The organism is Streptomyces sp. STAM6, assembly GCF_054963715.1.
Genome location: NZ_JBUEFZ010000011.1, coordinates 126,449 through 138,741, shown reverse-complemented (window position 1 = coordinate 138,741; position 12,293 = coordinate 126,449). Strand labels below are relative to the sequence as shown.

Sequence of the window (12,293 nt, the reverse complement as noted above, 5' to 3'; positions counted from 1 at the left end):
AGGGCTCTTCACCAGAAGGTAATGTTCAGGCAAAGTTGGTGAGGTGGCCGTGGTGCATGATCGAATGGCACCGCGCCACGGTGCGCCCCCACAGCGTCTGCGGAGACCCCGCAGCCCCCACCGACACTGACAATGACCGACCACACCGCGCCCCGGCCCCAACCCGGAGCGCAGGAGGCAGGCCGCCATGAAGTCGCTGATCGACAACGCTCGCACGTTCCCCGCACGGGTCGCCCGACGGCCACAGGATTTTCGCGAACTCGCCGCAGGACAGACACCCCAAGCCCTCTTCATCACCTGCTCGGACTCCCGGGTGATCCCCTCGCTGATCACCGGGGCCCGCCCCGGCGAGCTCTTCGAACTCCGCACCGCCGGCAACATAGTTCCGCCCTACGACACCGACCGCCCCAGTGGTGAGACCGCCACCGTGGAGTACGCGGTCCGCGTGCTCGGGGTCCGTGACATCGTCGTGTGCGGACACTCGCACTGCGGCGCCGTCGGCGCCCTCGTACGGGGTGAGGACCTGTCCGCCGTCCCCGCCGTGCGCGGCTGGCTGGACCGAGCCGTACCCGAGCCCCCGGCGGGCCGGGACCTCGCCCAGGCGGTGCGTGACCACGCCGTCGCACAGCTCGATGCCCTGCGCGGGTACCCAGCCGTCCAGGAGCGGATCGCGAGGGGTCGACTCCGGCTCCACGCCTGGTACTACGAGGTGGACACCGGAGCGGTGAGCACGCACCGGCCGGACCGGGGCGGCGAGTTCACGCCGCTCTGAGCGGCCACCGCACGCCCGTACCTCCCGTTCCGCTCGTCCGCCGAGCGCGGCGGACCATACCCACCTGGGAACCCCTCTCCATGTTCACCTTCCTGAAGGATCATTCCGTGCTGCGCCGCGACTTCCTCGCGTCGCTCGTCGTCTTCCTCGTCGCCCTGCCCCTGTGCGTGGGCGTGGCGGTCGCCTCCGGCGTCCCCGCCGAACTCGGCCTGATCACCGGCATCGTCGGCGGTCTCGTCGTGGGCTCCCTGCCCGGCAGCAGCCTCCAGGTCAGCGGTCCGGCCGCCGGCCTGACGGTCCTGGTGTACGAAGCCGTGCGCGAATTCGGCCTCGGTGCGCTCGGCGTCATCGTCCTCGTTTCCGGGCTGCTGCAACTCGCCCTCGGCGCACTGCGTTTCGGTCGCTGGTTCCGGGCCATCTCCGTGGCGGTGGTCCAAGGCATGCTCGCGGGCATCGGCCTGGTCCTCGTGCTCGGACAGGTCTACGCGATGGCCGACACCGCTCAGCCGTCCGGCGGACCCGGCAAGATCGCGGGACTGCCGGGTCTCGTCCAGAGCGTCTTCTCCGCCGGCACGGCGCTGACCGCGTTCCTCGTCGGTGCCGGCACCGTGGCCGTCCTCGTGCTGTGGCCGCGCGTGCCCGCCCGGCTCCGCGTCGTCCCCGGCCCGCTGGTCGCCGTGGCGCTGGCCACCGCCGTGACCGCGCTGTTCGGGCTGCCCGTCGCCAAGGTCCAGGTCCAAGGGCTGCTGGAAGCCGTCCAGCCGCCCGGGCTCGGGGACTTCGGTGATCTCGCCGGAATCGCGATGATCGGCACGGTCCTCGCGTTCACCCTCATCGCCTCCGCCGAGAGCCTGTTCAGCGCGGCCGCCGTGGACCGCATGCACAACGGTCCGCGCACCGACTACGACAAGGAGCTGATGGCCCAGGGCGTGGGCAACACGCTCTGCGGGGCACTCGGGGCCCTCCCCATGACCGCGGTCATCGTGCGCAGCGCCGCCAACGTGCAGGCCGGGGCGCGCACCTCGCTCTCACGTGTGCTGCACGGCCTGTGGCTGCTGCTGTTCGCCGCGCTGCTGCCGGCTGCGATCGGTGTCATCCCGCTGGCGGCGCTCGCCGGTGTCCTGGTGCACGCCGGCTGCAAGCTCGTTCCCGTCAGGGAACTGGCTCCGCTGTGGCGGGAACACCGCGGTGAGGCGGTGATCCTCGCCGTCACCGCGGTGGCTGTCGTGGTCACCAACCTCTTCGAGGGCGTGTTGCTGGGTCTGCTGCTGGCCGTGTGCAAGACCGCCTGGGAGACCTCCCACCTCCACGTCGAGGTGCGGGAGCTCACCGGCGGACGGCTGGTGGCGACCATCACCGGCAACGCCACGTTCCTGCGGCTGCCGCGCATCCTGGAGGAACTGGAGGGCCTGCCGCAGGACAGGCCCATCGAGTTGGACCTGTCAGGGCTGCGCCATCTCGACCACGCCTGCCGCGTGGCGCTGGAGAACTGGGCCGTGCGCCACAACGACGCCGGCACCGAGCCGGTCCGCATGCTGCCCCCGGCGTCGGCCGTTCTGGCCTCCTCGGCTCACTCCTCTTCGGGCAGCAGGTAGCCGACCATCGACGACGGGGTCAGCCGGTCGTGCTTGACGAGTGCGACGGACTCTTTCTGCCCCTGCCCGGGCCCGGCGGCCTCGGCGGCCGTGGCCTGGGCGGACATGGCCCCGGCGCTCAGCAGAGCGCCGGCGGCTGCGGCCGCCGTCGTCGCGGTGCGGCGGAGATTCATGGTGCCCCTCTCGAAACCCGTCGAGCGCTGATCGCGCCTGTGATCAACGAGCGAGGCCGGGAGAGGGGCCGGGAGAGTGCGGAAAAGCCGAGATATTTTCGATATTGACCAAAATGGCACGGAGGGAGTTATATGGGGTTAAAGGGCGGATAAAGTCTTCCACAGGAGGCGGGCCCACGATGACCACCCATCCGAGCATCGAGCAACACCCCGATCTTGCCGAGATGCGCTCCCGGTTCGAACGGGCAACCAGCACCCCTCGTGCCCAGGCGATAGAGACACTGGCCCTGCTCACGGGTCTGTACCTGGCGGCTTCGCCGTGGATCGTCGGCTTCAACGGCCTGACCACACTCGCCGTGACGAACCTGATCACCGGCATCGCCTACGCGCTGTGCATGGGCGGATTCGGCTCGGCATACGAGCGCACCCACGCGATGGCCTGGTGCTGCATCGCCATCGGGGCATGGACGATCATCTCCCCGTGGGTCGTGGCCGGTAACGTCGACACCACCCGCAGCGTGGTCAACAACGTCATCGTCGGATGCGTGGCGCTGCTGCTCGGCGGGGCCATGGCCGCGGTGTCCGACCGTCGCATGTCCGACCTTCGTCCTGGTCGTGCCCGCGGCCGCGGAGGACCGACCATGGATCCCATGAGCTGAGGTGCTCACCCCGACGGCCCCGGTGTCCGTGACACCGGGGCCGTCGGGGTGAGCGAGTTGTCGAACCGGTCGCGCACCTGGCCCAACTGCTCCCGCGCGCGGCGCCGCACGTACACCTCCTGGCCACCGGCCGTGAGCCGCTGGGCATAGCGGGCGAACAGCTGTGGCCCGTACCGCCGCTGGACCTGCCCGAACCGGCGCGGTACCGCGTGAGGTGGGCCGCGCCGGCGCGGCCCGGCTGTGCGTGGCGAGGGCCGCCGCCGCGTCCCCCGGCTTCGCGCTCTCGGACGGCAACGCCGAGGCGGTGGCCACCATCCGCCGCCGCATGGACGGCATCCCCCTCGCACTCGAACTCGCCTCCACCCGGATCCGGGTGCTGGGCGCGGCGGGACTCGCCGAGCGCCTCGACGACCGGTTCGGACTCCTGACGGGCGGCCGCCGGGACGCCCTGGCCGGCAGCGGACCCTCCGGGCGATGATCGACTGGCCGGAGGGGCATCGCGGCGGCCCTGAGCGTGCGCGGTGTGCAGCGCCATGCCCGCGGCGAGCCGGCCGCATCCCGGCAGGACGCCGAAACGAGCCTGCGACTGTTCCGCGAGGCCGGCGACGACTGGGGCCGGCTGCAGGCCACCGCCTTCCTCGGCCGGCTCGCCGAGATCGAGGGCGACCACCAGGAGGCGGAGAACCCGCACCGGGACGGTCTACGGATCGCCGAGGGCCTCGGGTTGTGGACCGAGGCGTCCACCCGGTGCTCGGAGCCCGGCAGGATCGCCTGCTGACCGGCGACCACGAGCGGGCCGCTGAACTCCACGAACGGGGCCGGCGGCTCGCCTCGCCCACGGGGACCGGCCCGCCCAGGAGTTCGCCGAGATCGGCCTCGCCCTCGGGGCCCGGCGGCAGGGGCGGCTGGACGAGGCCGAGGCGTATCCGCGCCCCTGGCTCACCTGGAACCGCCGCTTCGGCGCCGCGAACGGGACCGCCCTGATCCTGGCCGAGCTCGGCTTCGCGGCCGAGCAGCGGGGCGACGCCGAATCGGCCCTGCGTCTGCACACCGAGGGTCTGGCGGCGGCCCGCGGCACCGGCGACCCACACGCGGTCGCCCTGGCCCTGGAAGGAACGGCGGGCGCGCTGAGTCTGGCCGGCCGGGCCGGTGAGGCTGCTCGGCGACGCCGCCCGCACCCGCGCCTCGGTGGGAGCGCCTCTCCCCACGGAGGAGCGCGGCGACGTCGAGAGGATCACAGCGGCCGTGCGGACCGCCCTCGGCGACGAGGGCTTCAGGGCGGCCTCAGGCCTCACGAACCCGTAACACAGCACACGTGTACGGCACTGCGGGCCTGGGGAAGGCCGTGATCATGACAGAGGCACACTCCCGGACCCAGGCATCCGTCCCGGCCCCGCGCCCCGCACGACAGCTGCTCGCCGCCTCGGTGGGCAACGCCGTCGAGTGGTACGACTGGTACGCCTACACCTTCCTCGCCACCTACATCGCCGGCCAGATCTTCCCCACGAGCTCGGGTAACTCCCTCGTCCCCCTGCTGTCCACGTTCGCCGTCTTCGCCGTCGGCTTCTTCATGCGCCCCGTCGGCGGACTGCTCATGGGCGCCGTCGCCGACCGGCACGGCCGGCGTGCCGCGCTCACCGTCACCATCCTCCTGATGGGCGGCAGCAGCCTCCTGGTCGGACTCACCCCGACGTACGCCTCCGCGGGCTTACTCGCGCCGGTCGTCCTGGTCATCGCCCGACTGCTCCAGGGCCTGTCCGTCGGAGGTGAGTTCGCCGCCTCCACCACCTTCCTCGTCGAATCCGCGGGCCCCGGCCGGCGAGGACTCTTCTCCAGCTTCCAGTACGTCTCCACCACCGTCGGTCAGCTCGCCGCGTCGGGCGTGGCCGCGGCCCTCGTCGCCACTCTCGGCGACGGTGCCATGGAGAGCTGGGGCTGGCGCGTGCCGTTCGCCCTGGGGGCCGCCCTCAGCCTCGTCGGCTTCTGGATCAGGCGCGGGGCACGGGAAACGCTCGACACCACCGGAGCGACCGGCCCGCGGCGGCGCCCCGGACTCTTCGACGCCCTGCGCCACCACCCCCGCCAGTCCCTGCTGATCTGCGGCATCACCGCCGGCGGCACCATCGCCTACTACACCTGGACGTCCTACCTGCCCCTCTACGCCGAACTCAACGCCGGTACCGGCAAGGCCGAAGCGCTGCTCGCCGGCACGCTCGCGCTGGCCTTCTTCGCGCTGCTCCAGCCGCTCGGCGGACTGCTCTCCGACCGTTACGGCCGCAAGCCGCTCCTGCTGTTCTTCGGCGTCGGCTTCGCCCTGCTGAGCGTCCCCCTGCTGCGCTCCATCGGCGGCTCCTTCACCTCCCTGCTGCTCGTCCAGTGCGCCGGCATGGTGCTCCTCACCGGCTTCACCTCCATCTCCGCGGCCGTCAACGCGGAGATCTTCCCCGCCCGGGTACGCGCCGCGGGAATCGGCTTCCCCTACTCCCTCACCGTCGCGCTCTTCGGCGGCACCGCACCCTATGTCGCCACCCTCTTCAAGGAACTGGGCCGGCCGGAACTCTTCCCCTGGTACGTATCCGCCCTCTGCCTGGTCTCGTCCGTCGTCTACGTGCGGTTGCCGGAGAGCGCCCACAAGGAACTGGAGCGCTGAGCCGGCCACATATCAATGCATCCTGCAGCCAAAGCCGGGTACCCGCGCCGCCGTGACCGTGCGCGGAGCGGACGCGAGGCACCGCACGCAGGTGTGCCGATGGACGGACGTCCCCGGCGGTTCCGTTTCGCCCCGTCCCGCGACGGTCATGGCTGTGGAGTTGCTGTCCCGAGCACGGAGGAGACCCCATGCCCGAATCCGACATCCCCGGCGCCCCCGCTCCCGAGCCGCCCCAGGTCGAGGAGCCGACCGAGCCGCGCGGGCCCCTCCCGCCCAAACCGGACCAGCGCGGGCCCGCGACGGTCGGTCCCACCGGCCTGGCGACGGGCGCGGAGCCGTCGCGGATGGCGCAGGGCGATGCCTACCTCACCACCGCCCAGGGCGTCCGGCTCCACGAGACCGACCACTCGCTCAAGGCCGGTCCACGCGGCCCGGTACTGCTGCAGGACCACCACCTGCGCGAGAAGATCATGCACTTCGACCACGAGCGGATCCCCGAACGGGTCGTCCACGCCCGCGGTGCGGCCGCCCACGGTGTCTTTCAGGGCTACGGCACCGCCGCCACCGTCACCAGGGCGGCGTTCCTGCGGAAGGACGTCACCACGCCGGTGTTCGTCCGCTTCTCGACCGTCCTCGGCTCGCGCGGCTCCTCGGACACGGTGCGGGACACACGCGGGTTCGCGACGAAGTTCTACACCACCGAAGGCACCTTCGACCTGGTCGGCAACAACATCCCGGTCTTCTTCATCCAGGACGCGATCAAGTTCCCCGACATCATCCACGCCGGAAAACCCCACCCCGACCGGGAGATCCCACAGGCCCAGAGCGCCCACGACTCCTTCTGGGACTTCGTCACCCTGCACACCGAGGCCACCCACCACACGCTGTGGAACATGTCCGACCGTGGTATCCCGCGCTCCTTCCGCATGATGGAGGGCTTCGGCGTCCACACCTTCCGCCTGGTCAACGAGGAAGACGCCACGACCCTGGTGAAGTTCCACTGGAAGCCCAGGCTGGGCGTGCACTCCCTGGTCTGGGAGGAAGCCCAGATGATCAACGGCATGGACCCCGACTTCCACCGCCGCGACCTCGCGGACGCCATCGAGGCCGGTGCGTACCCGCAGTGGGAACTGGGCATCCAGACGTTCCCCGACACCCCTGAGCAGACCTTCGAGGGCATCGACCTGCTCGACCCGACCAACATCGTTCCCGAGGAACTGGCCCCCGTTACCTCGACACCCAGATCAGCCGGCTGGGCGGGCCCAACTTCGCCCAGATCCCGGTCAACCGCCCGCACGCTCCCGTCAACGACATGCTGCGCGACGGCATGCACCAGACGGCCGTCCACACCGGAGTGGCGCCCTACCGTCCCAACTCCCTGGACGGGGGCTGTCCCTTCCTGGCGGGCCCGGACACGGCGGCGTACGTCGAGGTGCCGCGGGAGATCCCGGCCACCGAGAAGGTCCGCGAGGCGCCCGCCTCCTTCTCGGACCACTTCAGCCAGCCGCGCCGGTTCTGGCTCAGCATGACGCCCCCGGAACGGGAGCACATCATCGGCGCCTACACCTTCGAGCTCGGCAAGTGCTACGAGAAGGCCATCAAGGAGCGGGCCCTGCAGGTGCTCGCCAACATCGACCCACAGCTGTGCGAGCAGGTCGCGGCCGGGCTCGGCCTTCCCGCCCCCAAGGCCTCCGAGCCCCTCGCGCCCGTCGAACCGAGCCCCGCACTCTCCCAGATCGGTGAGACGTGGCCCGCCGACGGCCGGGTCATCGGGATCGTCGCCGACGAGAACAGCAACCTGGACGGGGTGCGGGCCGTCCGCCGGGCGGTCCTCGACGGCGGGATGGTCCCCCTCGTCATCGCACCGTCGGGGGGCGACCTCGGCGGGGACGGCGACCGGCCCATCGTCGTCCAGCGGACCTTCGCCACCGCCCGCTCCGTCGAGTTCGACGCCCTGCTCCTGGCCGGCGTGCCCGGCCACGGCGACGACGCCTACGGCGCACGGGACGCCAAGGCCGGGGACGCGGCACAGGCCGGCGCGACCACCGACCCCCGTGTGCTGCTCATGCTCTCCGAGGCGTTCCGGCACGCCAAGGCCGTCGGCGGCTGGGACGGGGCGGAGTCCGTGCTGGAGGCGGCCGGAGTGCCGGCAGGGGCACCGGGCGTGGCGACCGGCGACAGCGGGGAGGCCGTGCTGGGCCGGATCGTCGACATGCTCGGCCGACACCGCGTGTGGGAGCGCTTCCCCGCCTCCGCCTGACGCGTCGGCAAGTGCCGCGGACTCGCCGGGCCCACCGGCGCCCGGCGGTCCGCATCACCACGTCACGAGGGCGGGCCGGGGTCGCACGACACCGGCCCGCCCCTCGGGGAATGCCCGGACAACGGCGGACCTGGACCATGACGAACCGGACCATGACGGACCCGGACCGCGGCGGCCCCGGCCCATGACGGACCCGGTGCGTGCCGAGGCCGGTTACCGGTCCGCGCCGGGGACGCGCCCGCGAACACCGCCGCGCTCGGTCCGGTCTGCGGTCACCATGTCACCGGCAGCGACTCGGGGCCGCGGACGGGCGCGCCGCGCCGGAACGGCACCTCGTAGGCGGGGACGGCCAACCGGAGGCCGGGGAAGCGGTCGACCACGGCGTCCACCAGCAGCTCGGACTGCAGCCGGGCGAGCATGGCGCCCACGCAGAGGTGCGGCCCGTACCCGAACGCGACATGGGGGTTGGGACTGCGGCCGAGGTCGAGTTCCCCGGGCGCGGCGAACACCTCCGGGTCACGGTTGGCCGCCGCCCAGGAGACGTGGACCGTGTCGCCCGCCGGGATGAGCACACCGGCGACCGACACATCCTCCAGCGCGATCCGTGGCAGGCCCCCCGTGGCGAAGTGCGGGATGTAGCGCAGCAACTCCTCGATGGCCCGGGGCCGGGCAGCCGGCTCCCGGCGCAGCCGCTCCAGGTGCCGCGGGTGGGTGAGCAGGACGAAAAGCACGGTGCCGACGTGGTGGGTCACGGCCTCGCCGCCGGTCTGGATCAGCAGGGACAGACCCACCGCCTCCGACTCGGTGAGCTCCCCGGTCGCGAGCGCGGTGGCCAGCAGGCCGATGACGTCCTCCCCGCCCGTGGCACGCCGCTTCCCCAGCAGCGCGGCGAAGTAGGCGCACATCTCCTCCCTGGCCCGGCGACCGCGCTCCGCGCCACGCGTGGACGAAAGGGCCGACAACCGCGTCCACTCGTGCATTCGCGGCCGGTCGGCCTCCGGCACACCCATCAGCTCGCAGGCGACGGCGATGGGGAACGGTCCGAACAGACCCTCCGCGAAGTCGGCGGGCGGGCCGTCGCGCAGCACAACGTCGACCAGCTCGTCGAGCGTCTCCCGCGCCCGGTCGCGCAGCCGCTCCACACCCGCGGTGGTGAACGCCGGCGCCACCGCGCGCCACGGCCCGCTGTGGTCGGGACGGTCCCCGGCACCGACCGCGTCGTCGACGGGGACGCGGTGCGCGGACCGTCGCGTCACACCGTCCGTGACGGCGGGTCCCCGGCCGAAGCGCGGATCGCCGGCGACCGTCCTGACGTCGTCGTACCGCGTCACCAGCCAGGCCCGGCCCGCACCGCCCGCCCGCTCGATCCGGGTGACGGGCCCCTCGCACATCAGCTCCGCGAGAACCGGGTCGACGTCGGCCCCGTGCGGGTCGGGGGCGGGCCGTTCGCGGACCGGGGGTGGCGCGGCGGCGGCCGACTCGTCCAGCATGGGTGTTCCCTCCGCGAAGAGGCGGTCGGATGCGTCGGTTCTCCCCTCCCGTCTCCACGCAGGATCACCGATCACCGCTGACGGCGCGCGTCGAGGACCGCCGGACAGCCGGGGGAGGCGCGCCGGCCTGCCCCCGGCGCCGGGCCGGAGGCCCCCGTGCGCCGGACGCCCCCGGCGCGTCGGACCGGAGCCCCGGCGCGCGGCGGCGCGGACGCCCCGTGCGCCCCGCACCGGGGTCCGTCACCCGTCCGGAGCAACACGCCCGACCCGTACGGTCCGTGACAAGTCCGCCGTGAGCGCTGACGACCCGCGGCCCGTCGAACGCGCGTGCCGGTCCGGACGGGCGATCCGCGGATGCCGGCGCCTCCGCAGGGCATGACCATTGACGTCATGTCCCACCATCTGCGCATAGTCCACGGATCGCCGACCGCGGCCGAACTCGCCGCGATCACCGCCGTTCTGTCCGCGCTCGCCTGCCGTGGTGCGACGGACCGCCCGGGTTCCTCCGCCGACTCCGACCGGGCCGAATGGGACCGCGGCTGGCGGGCGCACCCGCCGCCCGGTTCCTGGCGTGCGCGGTTCGGCCACGTGCCCTTCCGCCGCCACTGACAAGGGGCCGTGCCCCCGCGGCCCGTCGAGATGCGAGCACCCCGTCGTGCGCCTCCTGCTGACCTCCGACACCCATGTGCCCAAGCGTGCGAAACGACTCCCGGCGGAGCTGCTGCGGGAGATCGAACGGGTGGACGTGGTCCTGCACGCCGGCGACTGGGTGGACACCGCCACCCTCGACCTGCTGGAGGCCCGCGCCGGACGGCTGATCGCCGTGTACGGCAACAACGACGGCCCCGAACTGCGGGCGCGTCTGCCCGAGTCGGCCCGGGCCGAGCTGGGCGGACTGCGCTTCGGCGTCGTTCACGAGACCGGCCCGGCCCAGGGGCGCGAGCGCCGCTGCGCGGAACGGTACCCCGACCTCGACGTACTGGTCTTCGGCCACAGCCACATCCCGTGGGACTCCACCGCGCCGGGCGGGCTGCGCCTGCTCAACCCCGGCTCTCCCACCGACCGCAGACGCCAGCCGCACTGCACCTACATGACCGTCGAGGTGGACGGGGGAGCGCTGACCGGAATCGACCTCCACCTGCTGCCACCGCGCCGGTGACGGGCCGGGACCGTGCCCGGCCGTGATTCCGCCCTCACCGCCCCCACCCGCCCGGGAAGCGGCTACGGTGCTCGGGTGGTGATCAACGGGCAGAACATGACGGGCACGGCACTCGTGCTGGCGGCCGCACCGGTCGGCAAGGGACGACTGATCGACGCGGTGTCGGTACTGCCGCAACTCGCCGCCGTACCGCCCGGGGCACTGACCGGGACCGAAGCCGCCACCCTGGTGGAACTGGCCGATCCGATCGACCCGCAGGCGGTTCTGACCCGGCTCCGGGCCGCGGCCGCCGCCCCCGGGCCCCTGGCGCTCTACCTCACCGGTCAGCTCCACCTCGACCACAAGCAGCACCAGCCCCACCTCGCGCTCGCCCGCAGCACGCCCACCACCCTGCGCTACACCGCCCTGCCCTGGCACTGGCTCGCCGCCGAGCTCAAACCGCGCCCCGCGGGCAGCACCACCCTCGTCCTCGACCTCGTCGCCGACGCCGCCGCCTGGGAGCGGCTGACCGTCTCGCCTTCTCGCGGCGCCGCGCTCAGCCCCGGCCCCGGAGTGGCCCTGTACGGCCGAATCGTGCCGCCCCCGCCACGCCGCACCACCGCCCATCCCGTCTACCTCAAGGCGTGTGCGGCGATCTGGCGCAGCGGGGCACGCCCCGCACCGGCCGCTCTCCACGAACAGGCCGCCGCCCAGACCGAGGGCGAGAGCCGGCTGCTCCTCGCCCCCACGGCGCCCACCACCGCGCCCACCGCGCCCAACCCGTCCGCCGCGCCCGGTCCCTCCCGGTCCACGGCTCCGGCCGGCGTCGTGTCCGCGGACACCGCGGCGGCGCCCGCCGATCCCCACCCGGCGATCCTCGCCGCCGCCCGGTCCGGCCGTCATGACCAGGCCGAAGCCGCCGCCGGTGCCTGGGAGCGGCAGGCCGTCCTCACACACGGCCCCGGCTCGCCGCAGGCCATTCACTGGCTGGAGGTGCGCGCCGACCTCGCCCGGCTCGCCCAGGACCACGCCCGGAGCTGCCAGCTCTGGATGGCCGCGGCACACGCGCGTCTCGAACGCCTGCAGACCCACGACGACCCCGATGTCGAGGCCGCCGTCGACCGCGCCCACCACCAGTGGGAGCAACTGCGCCACCCGCAGACGGCCCGTGCCCTGGCCCCCGCCCTGATCACCCTGCGCCGGCGCGTCCCCGGACGGCAGCGCGGCGCAGTGGGGGCGCTCCAGCGCCGTCTGGAACACCTCCACGCCAGCCCCGCTCCCTCCTAGGCCCTGTGCGGGCGATTTTCTCGGCCCGCAACGCCGGCCACGGCACCTCGCCGCGTTGCCGGATTCGCCCGAGTACGCCCCGTACGAGAGCGATCCGGCGCCTTGCGATCCACCGCATCCGACGCCGTGGGCTTGTCCTCAAAGATCGCCCGGACAGGGCCGAGGGCTCCTGGGGCATGTACCCGGGTGGCATGCGCCCACCCGGCGCGGCCTTGTCGTGGCCCTGGCGCTAAAGTGCGTGCCTGGTCAAACAGCCGTACGAATGAGGG

The 12,293-nt window shown here is 73.0% G+C and carries 11 protein-coding genes and 1 pseudogene; 10 read left to right on the top strand and 2 right to left on the bottom strand.

What is annotated here, in order from left to right:
• Positions 1-187: 187 nt before the first annotated feature.
• The gene (locus ACY34K_RS16200) at positions 188-772 is read left to right on the top strand and encodes a carbonic anhydrase (RefSeq protein WP_462747459.1); all 585 of its coding nucleotides are present in this window, start codon (positions 188-190) and stop codon (positions 770-772) included.
• Positions 773-852: 80 nt separating this feature from the next.
• Positions 853-2,367 (top strand): SulP family inorganic anion transporter, encoded by a 1,515-nt coding sequence (locus ACY34K_RS16195; protein WP_462747457.1) that lies wholly within the window; start codon positions 853-855, stop codon positions 2,365-2,367.
• Here the strand turns inward: ACY34K_RS16195 and ACY34K_RS16190 are convergent.
• Positions 2,343-2,540 (bottom strand): hypothetical protein, encoded by a 198-nt coding sequence (locus ACY34K_RS16190; RefSeq protein WP_462747456.1) that lies wholly within the window; start codon positions 2,538-2,540, stop codon positions 2,343-2,345. The genes ACY34K_RS16195 and ACY34K_RS16190 overlap by 25 nt on opposite strands.
• A 179-nt stretch (positions 2,541-2,719) precedes the next feature.
• On the opposite strand from ACY34K_RS16190, the gene ACY34K_RS16185 reads away from it, so the two are divergent.
• The 5 genes and pseudogenes from ACY34K_RS16185 (at position 2,720) to ACY34K_RS16165 (ending at position 8,109) form a co-directional block, all read left to right on the top strand.
• A complete protein-coding gene (locus ACY34K_RS16185; RefSeq protein WP_462747455.1) occupies positions 2,720-3,199 on the top strand; it encodes an SPW repeat protein in 480 nt (159 codons plus the stop codon).
• 214 nt (positions 3,200-3,413) lie between these two features.
• Positions 3,414-3,677: a hypothetical protein gene (locus tag ACY34K_RS16180; RefSeq protein ID WP_462747454.1), complete on the top strand. Its 264-nt coding sequence runs from the start codon at positions 3,414-3,416 to the stop codon at positions 3,675-3,677.
• 45 nt (positions 3,678-3,722) lie between these two features.
• Complete coding sequence (locus ACY34K_RS16175; RefSeq protein ID WP_462747453.1) at positions 3,723-3,977, top strand: hypothetical protein; 255 nt, start codon at positions 3,723-3,725, stop codon at positions 3,975-3,977.
• A gap of 573 nt (positions 3,978-4,550) precedes the next feature.
• Positions 4,551-5,849, top strand: coding sequence for an MFS transporter (locus ACY34K_RS16170; RefSeq protein WP_462747452.1), 1,299 nt, complete (start codon positions 4,551-4,553; stop codon positions 5,847-5,849).
• A 188-nt stretch (positions 5,850-6,037) separates the two neighbouring features.
• A pseudogene (locus ACY34K_RS16165) lies at positions 6,038-8,109 on the top strand (catalase).
• 272 nt (positions 8,110-8,381) lie between these two features.
• Here the strand turns inward: ACY34K_RS16165 and ACY34K_RS16160 are convergent.
• Complete coding sequence (locus tag ACY34K_RS16160) at positions 8,382-9,599, bottom strand: cytochrome P450 (RefSeq protein WP_462747450.1); 1,218 nt, start codon at positions 9,597-9,599, stop codon at positions 8,382-8,384.
• Between the two features lie 390 nt (positions 9,600-9,989).
• On the opposite strand from ACY34K_RS16160, the gene ACY34K_RS16155 reads away from it, so the two are divergent.
• The 3 genes from ACY34K_RS16155 (at position 9,990) to ACY34K_RS16145 (ending at position 12,024) form a co-directional block, all read left to right on the top strand.
• A complete protein-coding gene (locus ACY34K_RS16155; RefSeq protein ID WP_462747448.1) occupies positions 9,990-10,208 on the top strand; it encodes an acyl-CoA carboxylase subunit epsilon in 219 nt (72 codons plus the stop codon).
• 46 nt (positions 10,209-10,254) lie between these two features.
• The gene (locus ACY34K_RS16150) at positions 10,255-10,758 is read left to right on the top strand and encodes a metallophosphoesterase family protein (protein ID WP_462747446.1); all 504 of its coding nucleotides are present in this window, start codon (positions 10,255-10,257) and stop codon (positions 10,756-10,758) included.
• Between the two features lie 75 nt (positions 10,759-10,833).
• Positions 10,834-12,024: a hypothetical protein gene (locus tag ACY34K_RS16145; RefSeq protein WP_462747444.1), complete on the top strand. Its 1,191-nt coding sequence runs from the start codon at positions 10,834-10,836 to the stop codon at positions 12,022-12,024.
• The last annotated feature ends 269 nt before the right edge of the window (positions 12,025-12,293 follow it).